Origin of the sequence: Acetilactobacillus jinshanensis, assembly GCF_004359375.1 — a bacterium.
In the GTDB taxonomy this organism is placed as follows: domain Bacteria; phylum Bacillota; class Bacilli; order Lactobacillales; family Lactobacillaceae; genus Acetilactobacillus; species Acetilactobacillus jinshanensis.
On sequence record NZ_CP034726.1, the window covers coordinates 1,010,539 to 1,028,867 of the forward strand.

13 protein-coding genes are annotated in these 18,329 nt (G+C 35.3%); 8 read left to right on the plus strand and 5 right to left on the minus strand.

Features of this window, described 5'->3' with window-relative positions; all coding sequences use genetic code 11:
* Positions 1-5 precede the first annotated feature (5 nt).
* Positions 6-302 (minus strand): hypothetical protein, encoded by a 297-nt coding sequence (locus ELX58_RS04690; RefSeq protein WP_133442004.1) that lies wholly within the window; start codon positions 300-302, stop codon positions 6-8.
* A gap of 109 nt (positions 303-411) precedes the next feature.
* The gene (locus tag ELX58_RS04695) at positions 412-948 is read right to left on the minus strand and encodes a class Ib ribonucleoside-diphosphate reductase assembly flavoprotein NrdI (RefSeq protein WP_162614648.1); all 537 of its coding nucleotides are present in this window, start codon (positions 946-948) and stop codon (positions 412-414) included.
* Between the two features lie 381 nt (positions 949-1,329).
* On the opposite strand from ELX58_RS04695, the gene ELX58_RS04700 reads away from it, so the two are divergent.
* From ELX58_RS04700 to ELX58_RS04720, 5 genes are all read left to right on the plus strand, one after another.
* On the plus strand, positions 1,330-2,652 hold the full coding sequence (locus tag ELX58_RS04700; RefSeq protein WP_133442006.1) for a gluconate:H+ symporter: 1,323 nt from the start codon (positions 1,330-1,332) through the stop codon (positions 2,650-2,652).
* A gap of 203 nt (positions 2,653-2,855) precedes the next feature.
* Positions 2,856-4,640, plus strand: coding sequence for a hypothetical protein (locus tag ELX58_RS04705; RefSeq protein WP_133442007.1), 1,785 nt, complete (start codon positions 2,856-2,858; stop codon positions 4,638-4,640).
* Positions 4,633-6,372, plus strand: a complete 1,740-nt coding sequence (locus tag ELX58_RS04710; RefSeq protein ID WP_133442008.1) for a glycosyltransferase family protein — start codon at positions 4,633-4,635, stop codon at positions 6,370-6,372. Before ELX58_RS04705 ends, ELX58_RS04710 begins: the two co-directional genes overlap by 8 nt.
* 47 nt (positions 6,373-6,419) lie before the next feature.
* The gene (locus tag ELX58_RS04715; RefSeq protein ID WP_174919249.1) at positions 6,420-7,124 is read left to right on the plus strand and encodes a hypothetical protein; all 705 of its coding nucleotides are present in this window, start codon (positions 6,420-6,422) and stop codon (positions 7,122-7,124) included.
* Positions 7,125-7,282: 158 nt separating this feature from the next.
* A complete protein-coding gene (locus ELX58_RS04720; RefSeq protein WP_133442009.1) occupies positions 7,283-11,674 on the plus strand; it encodes a BspA family leucine-rich repeat surface protein in 4,392 nt (1,463 codons plus the stop codon).
* A 550-nt stretch (positions 11,675-12,224) separates the two neighbouring features.
* Here ELX58_RS04720 and ELX58_RS04725 read toward each other — a convergent pair.
* The 3 genes from ELX58_RS04725 to ELX58_RS04735 all read right to left on the minus strand — a co-directional run bounded on the left by ELX58_RS04725 (position 12,225) and on the right by ELX58_RS04735 (position 15,737).
* Positions 12,225-13,109 (minus strand): IS30 family transposase, encoded by an 885-nt coding sequence (locus ELX58_RS04725; protein ID WP_162614649.1) that lies wholly within the window; start codon positions 13,107-13,109, stop codon positions 12,225-12,227.
* A 593-nt stretch (positions 13,110-13,702) separates the two neighbouring features.
* A complete protein-coding gene (locus tag ELX58_RS04730; RefSeq protein ID WP_133442011.1) occupies positions 13,703-14,305 on the minus strand; it encodes a hypothetical protein in 603 nt (200 codons plus the stop codon).
* 118 nt (positions 14,306-14,423) lie between these two features.
* The gene (locus ELX58_RS04735) at positions 14,424-15,737 is read right to left on the minus strand and encodes an NCS2 family permease (RefSeq protein ID WP_133442012.1); all 1,314 of its coding nucleotides are present in this window, start codon (positions 15,735-15,737) and stop codon (positions 14,424-14,426) included.
* Positions 15,738-16,039: 302 nt separating this feature from the next.
* On the opposite strand from ELX58_RS04735, the gene ELX58_RS04740 reads away from it, so the two are divergent.
* The 3 genes from ELX58_RS04740 to ELX58_RS04750 all read left to right on the plus strand — a co-directional run bounded on the left by ELX58_RS04740 (position 16,040) and on the right by ELX58_RS04750 (position 18,075).
* Positions 16,040-16,915 (plus strand): GRP family sugar transporter, encoded by an 876-nt coding sequence (locus tag ELX58_RS04740; protein WP_162614650.1) that lies wholly within the window; start codon positions 16,040-16,042, stop codon positions 16,913-16,915.
* A 100-nt stretch (positions 16,916-17,015) separates the two neighbouring features.
* On the plus strand, positions 17,016-17,240 hold the full coding sequence (locus ELX58_RS04745; RefSeq protein WP_133442014.1) for a hypothetical protein: 225 nt from the start codon (positions 17,016-17,018) through the stop codon (positions 17,238-17,240).
* Between the two features lie 58 nt (positions 17,241-17,298).
* On the plus strand, positions 17,299-18,075 hold the full coding sequence (locus ELX58_RS04750) for a CAP domain-containing protein (protein WP_133442015.1): 777 nt from the start codon (positions 17,299-17,301) through the stop codon (positions 18,073-18,075).
* The last annotated feature ends 254 nt before the right edge of the window (positions 18,076-18,329 follow it).

Below are 18,329 nucleotides of genomic sequence, written 5' to 3' on the forward strand. Positions count from 1 at the left end.
ATTAATTACTTAATAATGCTGGAGTTAATCTTAACGTTAATCCCCAGTTTTTTTAGTTTCGAAGTGGTGTTAGTCATCATAACGTCGATGAAGTTGCCATGACTCATAACCAAGGCATCTTTACTGTCAGAACCTAATACTTTCGGTTGGGCGACGCAACGAATCGCAATCTTCTGTTGAAGGTCACTGTTAGTTAAGTCCACCACGATCTTAGCGGGTACGTACGGTGATTTAACGTCGTTACCTGCTTTTGGCATTACTAATTTAGCAGAACCGTTATTACATTTTAAGTTGATTTCCATAGAATCATCCTTTCGTTTCGTTCGGACTGAGTTAATTATAACTTATTTCAGCCCGGTAACGCGATGATTTGCGAAGGATTAAGCGAATTAATTGGATAATCAGGATTAATTACATCCGTTCTCCTTGGAGATTACGACCGTATTTCTTTTCAAGTTTTGCTAAACGCGGGTTGACGTGATGAACGTTTACTTCTTTAACGTGCTGGTTGGGCTTGGTATTCTGGTTCCAAATGCGAACCATTCGTTGGTTAATAACGTTTTCTTCGTACATGTTACCGCGGAGTTCGTAGGATGCGATGATTGGGATGTTAAACATCTTACGGTATAATTTAGCGGTCCAGATCCATTGATCTTGACTAAAGTTACGGTTACCGCTACCAACGGAACCTAAGCAGTACTTGTAGTTCTTTTGCCAGGCAAGTTCTTCGGTCATCGGGAAAGTCTGTGGTAATTCCACGCACTTCTTTTGGTGATCTTCATAGGTGGCGTAGGCCGGTACGAAGACGAAGTAGGGATGGTTGATCTTAAAGAGATCGGTCTGGTTATCGACCTGGTGTAAATCAACGTTATGAAAAATCTGGCTCATCTTGGTTAAAAAGTGCTTAGTATTACCTTCGATAGAAACATAGTAAACTGGAATTTTCATGAAAGAAGCTCCTTTGATTAGCTTGTTATACCTAGTAATTATTATCATATCATGTGGGTGTGGAGATTGCACCCTACTAGGTCTTGTGAAGTGGTGTTGGTGAAAATTAATTAAGTTTATCAGATAAACAAATCTGCCGTTAAGGCAGGTCTTTTCTTTTATCTAATTTCACATTCCAACATGGTTAATATCACTAATTAGCTATCCATAATTCACAAATCTGTGAAATGGACATAGTTAGGCTACGATATGAGCACCAGAGATGGACACCAATCCTTTAATATAGTAACCGTAAAAAGATATGTAAGCGCTTACCTTACTAATAAATCTGTTAGTTTGGAAAATCACTGTTGAAAGGGAAGATTTCATACGCCCTTAGTTATTGTTGCTGCTGGAGTCGTTCTGCTCATCCTGTTAATCACGTTATTCAAGATGAACACGTTCGTCTCACTAATCATTACATCATTTATAGTTGCTTTAATGCTGAGGTTGCCTGTTGCACAGCTGCCGACGCTGATTGAAAAAGGTTTAGGTGGCCAATTCGGGACCATCGCCATTGTCTTTGGATTTGGGGCCATGCTTGGTAAACTACTGTCCGATTCCGGTGGTGGTTACCGAATTGCCCATACTTTGATCCAGAAATTTGGCCGTCGTTACATCGAGATCGCGGTAATCTTGACATCGTTCATCGTCGGCTTGGCTCTGTTCTTTGAAGTTGGCTTAGTTGTATTACTACCTATTATTTATGTCATCGCTAATGAAGCTGACATGCCACTTGCCATGTTAGGTTTTCCAATGGCTGCTACTTTGAACATCATGCATGGTTTCTTACCACCGCATCCGGCTGCGACTGCCGTTGCTGCTTCATTGAAAGCTCCGTTGGGTCAGGTTATTATCTTAGGCTTAATTGCCGCAATCCCAACCATCATTATTGCAGGTCCGGTATTCAACCATGTCTTAAGAAAAGTTTACCCAAGTATTTACAAGAAGCACATTGTGATCCCTGCTTTAGGTAAAGTTAAAAAGTTTAACTTAAAAGATACCCCTAGCTTTGGTGTCAGTGTTATCACTGCCGTTATGCCAGTTATCTTAATTGCTTTAGGGACCATCTTTAACTACGCTTTGCCAAAGAAATGGGCAGTTAGTCAAGCCATTCAGTTCATCGGTTCACCCGATGTCGCAATGCTGATTTCATTAATCATCGCCATCTTCACAATGGGCATTGCCCAGGGCCGTAAGATGAAACAGGTTGGCCAGTCAATGGAAAAGGCCATCAAACAGATCGCCATGATGATGATGATCATTGCCGGAAGTGGTGCTTTTAAACAAGTACTAGTCTCCGGTGGGGTTGCCAAGTACATTTCAACGATGTTTGCTCACACCAGCATGTCACCGTTGATCGCCGCTTGGTTAATCACTGCCATCATCCGTGTTAGTTTAGGATCATCCACCGTTGCTTCGTTAACATCTGCCGGATTAGTTGGCCCGTTAATGGTTTCCAGTGGTATCAACCCTGCATTAATGGTCCTTGCTATCGGTGCCGGATCGATCTTCTGTGATCACGTTAACGATGCCGGTTTCTGGATGGTCAAAGAATTCTTTGGCTTGTCATTGAAGCAGACCTTTGCATCATGGACCGTTCTAACGACCGTGATTTCCGTTGTTGGTCTGTTAGCTGTTCTAGCAGAATCGTTATTTGTTTAATATAAGGTACTTATTAATAGGGTACAAGTTATGAGTTAAAAATGTCTCACAATCATGAGAGTGGTTGTGGGACATTTTTGGTTATTTAATTGAAATTTATAATTTAGGGCTTAATTAAGATTTTAATGTATTCTATAATTAAAATGTATTTTTAAATTAATAATTTAATGTTAAGTATTTAGGATATTAGGGTTGGCGACATAATGCATATATTTAACAGTTACTATCAAAAAGTGACTCATAATAAATACCTATTTAATTTATCAATAATTATTTCATTTTTATTAATATCATTTGTCAGTATTATATGTTTACTGCATTCTCATATAATTTATGGTGGAAATGGAATTGATGGTGGTTATGATATGATGTTCCATTTCCAAAGAGTTGAAGATTTATCTCGAGCAATCCAATCTGGACATTTATTGCCCCGATTAACATTTAATGCGATGAGTAGTAATGGTAATGCAGTAATGCAATTCTATCCTTATATTACGTTGTATCCGATTGCCATCTTTTTTATTTTATTTAGACCTACAATATCTAGTATCTATTTTGCATTCATGATACTTGTATTCGTAGGTCTCATAATTAGCTATTACAGTAGCAAAAGTATTAGTCATAATAAATTGATTAGTTATACGTTTGCCATTTTATACTGCACATCATCAATGATAATGTTCTATGCCTTGGAAGCTATTGATCTAGGTGTACTAATGGCAATGCTATTTCTACCATTAGCGATTTTTGGCTTTTTAAACTTGTTACATGATGGTTCTTGGATGGAATTAACAATAGGTTTGATTCTATTGATTTTCTCGCATGTATTAACATCACTACTTCTCATTGTTACTTTACTCATTTGGGCATTATGTGATTATAAAAAGTTTGATGTTGCAAAGATTATTAGTGTCGCAAAAATATTTGTCATTACAGTATTATGTACTGCTATATGGTGGCTACCATGTCTGTATTTAATGATGAAAAATAATTTAAGATATCCCAGAAATTTTGATTTAGTTGGCGCTACTGATATTGTTCATTTGATAACGGTTGGCTTACACGATAATATCCAAATGTCAGATATGATCAGTTTCTTTGCTGTAATTGGATTAATTTTATCATTAGTGTTTTGGAAGAAGCTTGATGACGATACAAAAGGATTAGCTTTTGTGTCCATTACAACATTAATTCTAACAACGGGAATTCTTCCATGGTCTCAGCTAGGAGTTGCTCCGTGGATTATCCTTGCGCGTACACCACTTGCTATTTTACAGTTTTGTTGGCGCTTAGATGTTATTCCAGAATTATGCTTAATGTATATTGCTTCAGTATGTCTAGTTAAATATTTAAATATTCGTAAATTAGTTGTACCTGCAGTAATTATATTAGCTGTTATCTTGCAGATTAATAATCAATTTCAAGTACTTAATAGTGCTAAGGGAGCTAATGTATTACCAATTAATCGTTATATTTTTCATCGGGACCGTATAAAATACTCGAAAAATCGATATTACATTAATAGAGATAGTCAGTTAAAGTACGTTTTACGATCTCGTACATCTGCCTCAACAATCCCTGATTATTATCCTGCGGCTTCGCAACCAATGAATTTATTTATCTCAGAATCTAATGGGTCATATCTTGGTGTTAAGACAGTTCATTTTAGATCATTAAATAACGGATATTATAACATTCACGTTAAACCCAATGCTATTTATAATTTAAATTTACCAATTGTTAAATACAACGGGATAAGGTATCAAATATATCTTGGGAATAAGCGAATTCATAGTAGTTATGGTAAAGATCATTTGTTAGTTACTAAGGTATTGCATCATGGGTACTATAAATTACACATTAAGGTAATATATCCGCATATTATTAATGCATCTAAATATTTAACCATTTTAGGATTTCTAATATTCATTGCTTATTTTGTCATGGCTGAGTTGGATTACAGAAAAGAAGGCCGTTTAAGTGATTAATAAACAAAATAAAAAATTATTAAATAATAGCATAATTATATTTACTTTTGCAATAATTGCGATATTAAATGTGTCTTTGCTTTTAAAAGCTCACGTTATTGATGGAGCATGGGATTTACCGTTTCATTGGGGACGAATATATGAATTAGTTGAATCTTTTCATGATCATGTGTTTTTGCCACATTTTAATGTAAATACGATGAGCCAGAATGGGACAGCTATTATGCTTTTGTATCCTTACATAACGTTGCTTCCATTTGTTATTGTTTTATCTTTCTTTAAATTTACAATTACATTATTTTATATATTCTTTTCTGTTATTTATTTTATTGGATTATTAATTAGTTTTTATAGTAGTAAAAGTATAAGTAAAAATATTCTAACATCATATGTTTTTGCGATTCTTTATTGCACATCTGCAATATTTATGACGTTCTCGTTTACTAACATGGATATTGGGGCTTTATTATCGTTTACGTATATGCCCTTAGTTATTTTTGGTTTTATCCATTTAATGCGTGATAATCATTGGACTGAAATGACAATTGGTGTAATTTTGCTTATTTTTACGCATGTTTTAAGTGTCTTATTAGTCGCATCTTTTGTATTTGTGTGGCTATTGACTGACTTAAAGGCTACACTTAAAAACAAAACCAGAATAAAGAATATTGGTAAATCTGTATTAGTAATCGTACTCACAACTTCATTTTTATGGATTCCAGCAGTTGTCTTTTTAATGACAAATACAATTAAAAAGCCCATTAATTTTGGAATGCCCAGTAGCCTGGATTTACTCTCATTGATTTATACATCGGTAACCAATAACATTACGATGTCTTGGGGATTCAGTCTATTTGCCGTGATTGGTCTTGTAATTGCTCCACTTATTTTTTATAGAAAATTCAGTCCGTTTATTAAAAAAGCGTATTGGGTTTCATTCGGATTTGCTATTTTTTCAACAGGGATGTTTCCTTGGGAACAATCATTATCTAAAACACCACTGAGTATTATTCAATTTCCGTGGCGATTAGATATGGTCCCTCAATTATTCTTCATTTATATTCTTTCTACATGTATTACTAAATATATCCAACCAAAATTAGTTTATTTTTATGTCCCAATTGTATTGGTTACTTCGATCGTTTGTCAGTTATCCTGTCAACAACAGGTTATTACGTTAGCTAGTCGTAGTGATTGTTATGAACTTAGTAGACCGATGTTTAAGAATGATACTTATAATAAGCATTATAATTCTAAATTTAATGAGCCATTTTTAAATTATAAGATATCAAAAGATTCTGATCTGAAAAATGCCTTGGACACGCCATTTCCTGTAAATGATTATCCAGATTATTACCCGAAGCAGTCTTTTATTGAACGTGAAAATTTATCTGAAGATTTAGGGTCTTATGGACTTCATACTAAGAAATTAAAGCCACTGCATAATGGAACTTTTAAATTGCTCCATAAGAATCATAGAACAATTCATAATTTTGCATTACCATTTGTAGATTATAATGGTGTTAAATATCAAGTATATGATGATCATCATCTTGTACCAAGTTATAAGAATAATACATGCTTATTAACGTTAAATAGATTATCAAAAGGCTCTAAGTTAATAAAAGTTAAAATTCAGCCTAATCGAATGTATTATGTTTACTATTTATTATCATTAATTGGAATTATTTACTTTATTTACGAAATTTATAGAAAAAAGTATAGACATTAAGCTATAAAAAAGTTATTATACCTCATAGAAAGGTGGATGCAATAAAGATGAATTTGAAAAAAGTTCTAATTTGTGGATTATCCGTTTTAGCTCTTGGAGCTGTTAGCGGTGCTTCATTCGCACAAGCTAATAATAACACACCCGAATTACATTTAGGTGCAACTTATCATAGTGGTGAAAGTACTACGGCACCTGTAGTTGCTACTCACGCAACTCTTGTACATAAAGCAAATGTTGCTGCAAAATCAGTAAAGTCTGCTAAGAAGGGTGTTGCTAAAGCTAAAGTTACTTTAAAGAATGCTAAAGGTAAGAAAGCTAAGCGAGCTGCTTACAAAGCATTAAAGAAAGCTCAGGCTAAATATACTAAGTCTGTAAAAGCAGCTAAAGCAGCTAAAGCTGAAGTTGTTTTCGACACTAATTACAAGGCTGCTACTAAGTCAGTAAAGTCTGCTAAGAAAGGCGTTGCTAAAGCGAAAGCTGCATTCAAGAATGCTAAGGGTAAGAAAGCTAAGCGAGCTGCTTACAAAGCATTAAAGAAAGCTCAGGCTAAATTAAGCAAAGCTCAGAAGAGTTTAAAGGCTGTTAAGAATTCTAACAAGAAAGCTTCCAAGAAACATGCAAAGAAGCATTCTAAGAAAGTCACTAAGAAGCGTGGCAAGAAAGCTTCCAAAAAGCATGCAAGGAAATCAGCTAAAAAGGCTGTAAAAGGTCATAAAGCACATAAAGCTGCTAAAAAATCTGCCAATAAATAGTTTAAATTGGCACAATTTATGTTCTAAAAAAGTGTACTAATCAATTTTAGTACTCTTTTTTTATACATATTTTTTCCTATAATTATATTTAATTTGAATTTGATAAATATAATGTAATGTTATAAATTAAATGTATACTTTATAGGAAGTGCTCAATTTTGAATAAGAAAATGTTACGAAATAAAGCCTTTTTAATGAGTCATACCTTTAATAGAACGAAGTTATTCCATTCAAAAAAGGGATGGCTAATTACTAGCGCTTTATTTTTTGCCTTGTTGGGTGCTTTTGCTGTTAACGCATCAGCTAATGCCAATACTACACAGCAGCCCGTGAATTCTAACAAGGTAATTACTAAAAAAGCAAATAACTTATTAAATAATATCGTAGCTAATGCAGCTACTAAACCAAATAATACTGCTGAATTAAAATCCACTAGTACCCAAAACAATAATCAGAATGCTAATCCATCTAATTTAGCAAAGCTTAATAATTTAGGTAGTAAAGAAAATAATAGTGCCAAGGTAGCTACTACACCTAAGGTGAATTCTGATAATAGTCAGATAAATAAAACCACTGCAAGTTCTCAGAATAATGTTAAGAAAGCTAATTTTGGCGTAGAGTTAGGATCTACTCCGTCACAGCATAACGAAGAAAATAAGGCTAGCGATAGTCATTGGATTTATGATAATAGTACTCAGCAATACGCTAGTGATACCCAATTTAATGATTGGAAAACTAATGCTGAATTAAGTCAGGCTGCATATTATGGCTTAAATTGGCAATATAGCCAAAAAGCAAATGCCGTTGAATTTACTAGTGGTAAATTAGACAGCGATGTTGCAAATGCTACGGTAGATGGTCCGTTTGGCTATAATATTCAGAATCCCACTATTAGAAATGCCAAATCCCTTAAATTTGACAGTGCTGTTGACACATCGAATCTAACATCATTAAGAAATCTATTTGGTGGTAATGGTTCCGTATACTCATTAGATTTAGGCCCCAACTTTAATACTCAAAATGTAACCAATATGCAAGCTGCATTTCAAGGCAACACTAATCTAAGGTACCTTAATTTTGGTGATAATTTTAATACCAGCAACGTAACCAACATGAATAGCATGTTCAATAATGACCCTAGTTTAGTAGACTTAAATTTAAATAGCTTTAATACTGGTAACGTTACTGACATGGCTAATATGTTTACTCGTGATACTAATATCAAATCACTCACTTTTCCAAGCATATTTAGCGCTAATAAAGTGACTACAATGCATAGCATGTTTGAGAGTGATGAAAATTTATCCGATTTAAATTTATCATCATTTAATACAACTAGTGATTTAACTGATACGGGTTGGATGTTCTGTAGTGATTTTAATTTAAAGTCGGTTAACATACCTAATACATTTCACACTAGTAACGTTACATCGATGGACAGTATGTTCTGGAACGATCATTCGCTACAGTCTTTAACATTACCAGAATCATTTGACACTAGTAATGTAACAAACATGAGTGGGATGTTTAATAATAACTATAATCTAAAATCACTTAATCTACCGAGTACGTTTAACGGTAATAAAGTGACTACAATGCATAGTATGTTTGAGAGTGACTTTAGTCTGTCAGACCTAGACTTATCATCACTTAAGACTAGCAGTGACTTGACTGATTTAGGTTGGATGTTTTGTGATGATGGTGCATTAAAATCATTAGAATTTCCCGAGGGCTTTAATACTAATAGCGTCACATCAATGGCTAGTATGTTCTGGGGAGCAGGTTCTTTACAAAAAATAATATTTTCACCATTATTCAACACAAGTAATGTAGTAAATATGGATGGTATGCTTAATTCTTCAGCATTAAATCAGTTGACTATTAAATCTAATGGTACTAAATTTAATAGCGAAGCTTTTTCTACGCCAATAAATATGTATAAGCAATTATCAAATAATACCTATTCAGACACACCAAACAATTTTCTTTATGGAAACATAGGTACATTTGTAGCGGGTTATATAGCATTTCCAATTACTAATCCAAATGACACTTTAGCCAAAACTTATCCCACGTTAACTGATAATCAGTGGAATCAGAATTATCATTTTAATAATCCAGAAGGGCAAAATAATGATATTGAATCTATTATTCCTCATAAAGATGATAATGGGGAGATTGATTATTGGGATGTCTATTATTTGTGGAACCCTGATCCTGGTAATCCTGGGCAAAGTGCCTATGATGAATGGGGCTGGGCACGAGCAACACCTGATTTTAAACAATTTTATCCTGTAGATATTAATAATCCAGTATCATTAAAAAATGTTGCTATTCCTAATCCTGAATATGAAATTAATGGTCAAAATAGGATTGAAGTAAATTCATCAGACATTCCAGTATCTATTCGAATCCCATGGCATCAAGTCGCTGGTGGATCTGTTATTCCAAATAAGCATGGGAATGGTCAATGGTTAACTCATGATGTTATTACTGGAAACCCAATTGATCAGAATGCCAGATTGGCTTACTTTGCTAATTATGGGAATAACGATGATTGTTATTTAGCATATGCTAACCCAATTTATAGTAATGGAACAATCGTCGGCTATAAACAATTCAGGCCATATAGTGAGCAAAATGTTTTTACAACAAAGACTTCTGGCGCTGCGCTTGGTAATACTCGAGATCCATACGTGATTATTAATCCGGAAAATCACAATCAGTTATTAGCATATTGTGCTGGAGGAACAGATCAAAAAATTTATGTATTGTCTAGTAGCGATGCTGTTAATTGGGTATTAGCTTCTTCCATTAATGTTCATAAATTATTAAATTATACACTTAATAATAATGATTCTCATAATATAAATAGTGCTGAAACACCATATGTAGCAATTTTAAATGGCACACCAATACTATTTATGAGTGAACAAGACACTAGTGATAAAGATACTGAAGGTATTATTTACGCAACCGGTTCTTTAAATAACGGTATCTTTCAATTATCACCGAATTCTCACATAGGAAGAGTTGATTTAGGTCATGATGTTTATGCTGGTAATTTCGCTCAATTAAATGATAATGAATTAGTATTTATTGGTTGGTCAAACAGTTGGGCCTATTTTAATGGAAAACATGCCGGAGGATTTACATTACCACGTTACATTAGTTGGAATAACTCTACTAATACTTTAAATTCGACTCCCATTGAACCAATTATAAATAACTTGTCAGATAGAGATAATAATGGGAATTTTAAAGTGAATGGCAAGGTCAGTATTAAATTTAATCAACCAACAAATAATTTTGACATAACATTTTCTCGTATTAATAATGCTCGTAATAATGTTGAATTCAAATTCAATAATGGTAAATTCACAGTTACTCGACAAGGTAGCGCTAATGGGGTTACTGATTTAAATGACGATAATTTTGTTAATTTAACTATTAATAAATTATCTAATGTCCAGTTTTATTTAGATAATGATACTATTGAAGCTTACTTACCAGATGTTAGTCAGATGTACACTGTATTAGATTATGATGATACTCGTAACATGCCATACAAAGTAACAGGTATACCGAGTAACGCTGGTATTACTAGTTATCAATTTAAAGATGACACTATAGTTCCTGAAGATACAACAAATGTACAACCGAGCCATGAAATTAGTGCCAGTACTAATGATAATAATCAGAATGAACCAGTACCTGATTCATCAACTAATTCTAATAACACTGCGAATGTACCATCCACTATAATTACACCGAATGCAACAAATGTACCATCAAATAATTCCATTGTTACTCGTACTAGTCTAAAAGTTAGTAATGTTGTAAGTAATAAAGAACAATCAGGTAAAGGATCTAATGGTCATTACGCCACTGTACCAAATAACTTTATTGCATTAACGGATGTTACTAGGCGTAATCATTTCTACGTACATGGCCATGCCGTTAAAATTACTCGTAAAGCTGCTAAGAATACTAAAGTATTATCAGCATATCTTAAAAGTCATAAGATTCAGTACACCGTTAAGATTGGCAAGTTAATCGGTCATATTTATGGCTACATTAAGAATATAAAGCCATCATTTATGAACCGTAAGCATGTTAAGGTTCAAATCAGCAATGATCAAATTGCTCGTGTTGCTACTAGGAATGTGAAAATAATATCTGCTGCTCGTAAAGGTAGTAATGTTACATATCACGTTGCATTTAAGCATATGAAGCATATTATGCATGGTGTGATCTATGCTAAGGTAACGAAGAGAATCTTTGTTAAATGTGGTACCTATAAGAAAACTAAGTTAAGCAGTGAGTACTATCCCGTAAGAAAAGTTCGTTACGGGAGTTATACTCTGGTTAAGAAACCATGCATGGTTCACAGTAGTAAGAATTTTACGAAAGGGAATGCTGTTAAGTCTTTGCACCCCAGTATAATGTTAAATGTGAAACGTATAGTTCGTATTGGTAATATGACACGCTTTGTATTGAATAATGGTGGATTTATAACTGGACTTAAGAGGTATATGAAATTATATTAAATTAATAATTTTTTGAAGGCGTATTTATTAATGCGCCTTTTTCATACATAGAAAGAATATTTATACGCATTAGTTATTAGGTGAGAGATAATAGATATTTAATAATAAAGGAGTAAAATTATATGATCTACAATTTAAATAGTATTTGCTATATTATTTTGATAGGCTTAGTGTTATTTTTATTTGATGTGTTACCAAAATATTTAATTAAGAATCTGAGATTTCAATTAAGTTTACAATTTTTTTGGGTGTGTTTGTACATCAGCCGCATTTTTTATACCGTATTATTGGCCACAATTGATAACTATGTGGATTAATACGTTTGGTGGCTGGGGAGCTACCAGATTAATAGTTGCTTTAATAGGTATAGGTGGAAGCCTATATCTGATTCATCACTCAAAATGACTTTAATTAATCAAATAACAAGTTTATGTTAAAATTATCATATTCCAATGAGTTAGAAAGCCACATGGCAATTGATTTTGTTGTGTGGCTTTTTGTCTAAAACTTTAATAAATTGTTTCAAGATTAGTTTTTTGTCGGCTAGATTTCAACTTTGTTTAGAACGATTTGGTAATTTATTAATCTCATCACGAAAAGCTTGAATAGCTGTCCTGTAATTAAGAGCTTCCATAGGCCTGGTGTCTATTTGACGTACGGCATCAAAGACTTCATCTTGGCTTACATTATTGAAGTTAGTTCCCTTCGGGAAATAACCACGTAACTTACGGTTCATCCTTTCGTTTGTGCCACGTTCCCATGGCGAATATGGGTGACAGAAGTAAAAGCGAAGATGATATACCATGGCTTGGATATAATTATGAGAAAACTCACGACCATGATCCGTAGTTATGGACTTAACGTAAGGCTTAAAGTGGCTCATGAATATTTTCATGGCCACCGCAAATGACTTATGAGTTCGATTCGGTATGATCATCGACCATAAAAGTCGTGTTTTACGTTCAATGAAAGTTACCAGACAAGGCTTTGCTTTACCTCGCGGTGACATGATTGTGTCAGCTTCCCAATTACCGAACAATGATCGATTATTAACGTCAGCAGGACGTTCATTAATCAGCCTTTTAATAGGGAAGTGCCCACGACGGTCACGTTTTCTTTTGCGTCTTAGGCCATGCTCTGGCAATAAGCTTAAAGTTACGCCAGTTATTCGATGCTTGTATATCCAGTTATAAATAGAACTAGCCGCAATATGCAGCTCATGTGCGATTATCTCAGGTGGATACTTAAGCTTTAAATCATTATAAATAATACTTTCGGTATACCCGTTTAGAATTGGGTGACGTCCACAATGACTACGCTTCTTTTTCTCATCTGCTTGAGCTTTATCAGGATTATAATACGTTAAACGATGAACTTCATTCCAGATAACTGATTTAGAATGATGTAACCGTAATGCAATTTGTCCGTAGGACAAACCTTCCTGAAGATAAGCATAAATGCTTCCGCGCTGCGATAATGTTATACTGACATTGCTCATTATAAATTGCCTTTCTATGTGTTTTTTGGACAATGCCATTGTAAAGCAATTTATGATGGGTTTTATTTTTTATTTGACCGTTCTAAACAATTTTAGAATTTAAGATAAGCTCATGGTCAGTTAACGTTAAATTTAAAAGGATTGATGTGAATATGCTGATATAGTTCACGGACGCTTTTAAAGCAAGAGTATGAGATATTAAATAAGTTGCTTTATGTTTTCTTAAATCGTAATGTAAATGATTCGTGTTATGATATTGGTAAACGAACAAAAGTTTTCTTTGAACATTGTGATATAATTAAATCAAAAATATAATATGGAAAGGGCCGTCATATTATGTTTACTGATAAAGAAATTAAGTTTGCTCAAAGTTTGCACTTTAGTAAAAAATTTTTAGAATCTAAAGAAGCTCGCGAAGCTGTCATGGAAGGTTAAATTGAGGGCCTTGAATAAATAATCGTACGTAAATTTTAATCATAACTAAAAAGGCTACGTAACACATTAAGTATTACGTAACTTTTTTGTATCTATTACATACACGATTCCGAAAAACCAATCAATACTAAAATAATAAAGAGTCCCTGCAGTGATAAGCCATATAAATACCAGCGTAATTTCAACGTTTTAACCACCATAAAGAAGAATACAAAACCTAAAATTACGGCAATTACCGTTGCAAGCAATGCGATTACGTCGATCCAGATAATATCATGTTCTGTGATTGAATAAACAATCGTTAGGGAAAACACAATGATGTCAATCAGATAGGTAATGTTTAGACCTTTAATAAACTTCTTTGGATAGCTGACGTTATGATCTTTCATTTCCCACAATTTATGAAAAACAAAGCCAAAGATCAAACCGATAATAATAAAGGCAATCAGTGACCACACTGATAATTTCACGACTTCCGTTGTGGTTGGATATTCAGCAACTGGCGGGATGGTTGCATTACTGATCAGGCCACCAACGAAGAAACTAACCATAAAGTAAAGGATGTAACTGATTGCAGCCATTGCTCGTTTGGCTAGATCATGATGGCCAGCAATCACGTAAGTTACCGTGATGATCCCGATGATTAATAATAAAACGATTATCACCGTCATGACAGTAATTCCAATCATTCCTAGCATATTTTCACTTCCTAATTGTTTACAGGATAACGTTTATTCAAGATCTTCGCAAACTAAAAAGCCCGTTGGGATTGACCCAAACGGACTTGATAGAATTATATGTGCAAATTATCAATCATTAATTTTCATTCAAGATCCACATGAAGAACAGGAACACGATGGCTAATGAATACATGATGATATTAACGTGTTTAGCACGCTTCGTAGCAAGCATCGTGATTGGGTACATGATGAAGCCTAATGCAATTCCATCAGAAACACTGTAGGTCAACGGAATTCCAATCATGATTAAGAAAGCTGGGGTAGCAATGGCAAAGTCTTTCCAGTTGATCTTAGCTAAGGATTGGGCCATTAAAATCCCAACGATGATTAAAGCCGGAGCGGTAACCTGATCGGTGATGACACTTAGTAACGGTGAGAAGAAACCACCGATGATGAACAGTAATCCAGTAACGACAACGGTGAAGCCTGAACGACCACCCATGGAAATCCCGGTGGATGATTCAACGAAGGCACCCATTGGGGAAGTCCCTAATAGTGAACCGATGACCATGTCTGACGAATCGGCGACTAAAGTTCTACCAATCCTTGGAATGTGGTTATTTTTAATTAAACCGGCTTGTTCACACAAACCAACTAACGTACCAGCAGTATCAAAGAAGGTAACCAGTAGGAACGTTAGAACGACAACCGCTAATTGTAATGTATTAATTTTATCTAAATTCTTTAAAGCGACTAAGAAGGTTGGCTTTAAACTTGGCATTCCAGAAACGATTTTAGTTGGTAACGGAATTAACTTAGTGGAAATCCCTAAGATTGTGGTACAAATCATGCCAATGAAAATGGCGGCAGGGATCCGCATTGTGAATAAAACGATGGTTAATACTAGACCAAAAACGGTCAACCAGGTGGTCCCGACGTGAAGTGAACCTAGGCCAACCAAGTTACTCTTATTAGCAACGATCAAACCACCGTTCTGAAAACCGATGAACGCAATGAACAGACCAATTCCGCCACTGATGGCTCGCTTGAAGTCAGCAGGAATGGCGTTGATGATCAGTTCACGGATCTTAAATGCAGTTAAGATGACGAAGATGATTGAAGCTGCAAAAACACCAGCTAGAGCGGTTTGCCAAGGGATGTGCATCCCGACACAGACCGAATAAGCAAAGAAGGCGTTGATCCCTAGACTAGATGAAAGGGCAATTGGGTAGTTTGCAACGATCCCCATGATAAAACAGCCCAGTGCACTAGCTAGGGCAGTCGCTGTAAAGACGGCACCTTTATTCATACCCGCGGCTCCCAAGACGTTTGGGTTGACGAACAAGATGTAAGCCATCGCCGTAAAAGTAGTAATTCCGGCTAGGGTTTCCGTTTTCAAGTTAGTGCCTAACTCCTTGAAATGGAAGTATTTAGCAATCATTGATCTCAATGTCGAGATCTCCTTTCGGTTGGATATTTACGACCGAAATCGAGGTCCCGAGCGAGTAAAAAAGGCCTAATTTCATTCAGAAACTAGGTCGGCATACCAGATTGGAGTAAGAAAATATGCAACTGAATGCATCAAAGATTGCTCCAAGGCCCATCAATATGAGGCCCTAATTTCGGTCAATTGAATTAACGCTTTAAGAATACCATGTTCTCGAGCAATGTCAAATTGACCTTAAGAAATGTTCGTAAAACCACTATAATAGTTGGTGTAAACGTTAATTCATGAAAGGAAAAGAATTTAAATTGAATATTTTAATCGCCTTATCACCCGCAATTCTATGGGGCTGTAACCCACTTTGGGCACACTTTTGTGGTGGTGAGTCTATTGAGCAGCTGTTAGGTGCTACTTATGGTGCCTTTATTATCGGCTTATTAATCTTTATCTTTAAACAACCAACGATTACCGCCTGGGATTTTCTGTGGTGCTTCTTAGCCGGTGTCGGATGGTCAGTTGGTCAGTTGACCCAATTCGAAGGTTTCATTAAATTAGGTGCTGCTACGACTACACCAATTTCTGCTGGAACACAGCTGGTCGGAGTTAACCTAGCCGGCGTCATGTTCTTTGGGAGCTGGAAATCACCGATGGCCAAAGTAATTGGCTTTGCGGCAGTCGTCTTGGTAATGTTGGGTGTTTACTTAACTACTAAGACTGATCAGCAAAGTACCCCTAAGCAACGGAATAATTCTGCTAAATACGTAATTGAATTAATCTTTGGTAGTTTATTTGGTTACGGTTGTTGTTCGACTTTACCAAAGATTCCGGGAACTAACGGCTGGTCGGCATTTCCACCGCAGGCCGTTGGGATGATCGTCACGGCAGTCTTACTATCGTTAATTCTTAAGCAGTACCGTGGCAAGAAATTACTCTTTAGTAAACATACGTTCAAGAACATGCTGACTGGATTCAACACCGGTTTAGGTACGTTTGGTTACTTAGTATCGTTAATGATCAACGGTGTATCAACGGCCTTTACGTTATCCCAAATGTCGATCGTCGTTGGGACCTTAGGTGGTTTATTTATTCTGCATGAACATAAGACTCGAAAAGCTTTGATTTACACGATTGCGGGCTTAATTCTGACTGTGATCGGTGGAGTCATGACTGGCTTTATTCATTAATTAATTCGATAAAATTCGTGTTTTTGATTGATGATGATGGATAATTTTTAGTAAACTAATGGTGAAGATACTATAATAACAAGTGGGTGGAACCGCACCAATGGTAGAAGATAATGAACAGAATATTCATGAAATCAGAAAAAGGAACAAGGAATTATTAAAGCAGGGCATTGAAACCAATCCTTCAATCGCAATTATTGCTGAAAAGGCTCACTATGAACCTGCTGAATTAACTGATTTCGATCGTAAGTACGTCCAGAAATGGTTAAAGAAACGAATTGATCGTTACAACAAACGTCACATTGATCACATGGATAATAAATAACTAATAATTTGCTTAGATAACTCTTGGTAACGGTGCCCGTTATTGAGGGCTTTTTTGTTTGGGTCGTGATAGAGTGCGAAAGGGCTTATTAATCGTTACGTTGACAGCAATTTTATTGATGTCAGCCAGTATCAAGTCAGATGCTCATGAACAGACGTTCCACTTTGGTAATACTATTTATAAAATTGAAAATAAGGAACCAACCTATGATTATCTGAATCAGGCTCAGATTAACGCTGATCTCCGTCAGTTTAAACGGCAGACTCTTCATGATATTGATGTTGAACGGGCGGAACACATCTCAACATCAATTAAACCCAATCATAAATTGAATCGCTTGGCCACCATTCGCGCTCACCAGATTGCCCAACATTTTAGCCATTATGATAAAAATCATCGACCAATGACGACGCTTGATGCTAATCGAGTGGATTTACCGCATGGCTTTCAAGCTTCCGAAAATATTGCCAGTGCCGGGCTAGGCAACTGTACCGTGATTGGTGATCCGAAAGTTTACCATAATCATAACGGAATTGAAATGGCAAACATGAGTAACGATGCCATGATGAATTATGATTCGTTGGAAAATAATGGCCATCGTAAGAACATTTTGAGTAGTGATAACACGTTAATTGGCGTCGGTGTCGCATATAGTCAACGTAAACACCAGTTTTATTTAGCTGAAGACTTCGGTAGCCGGAATCCACGAAGCAGTGCCGATGTTGATAAGCCCAATTTAAAGATCCACTTAAAAGCTCCACACCGGATAACATGGTGGCATCAGGTGGCTCATTGGCTAACCAAGACTTACCATAAATTTAGCCGTTTAATTTAATGTTTCGCTTTGTATAGCAATAGTTAGCGGAAACGATTACATATTAATTTAATTTTATTTTATAAGAACATTTAATAGCCGTGTGCATAGTAATCTTAAGATATGAATTAATGCACCATTTATTGTCATCACTTCTAGATTTCTTATAATTTAAAGTGATCGAAGGAGGATGACACCGATGAAGTATTGAAACTTAAGTTGCCTTAATCCCGCACTTGACTTATTAAAGGAGCGATTATTTATAAACAATACAG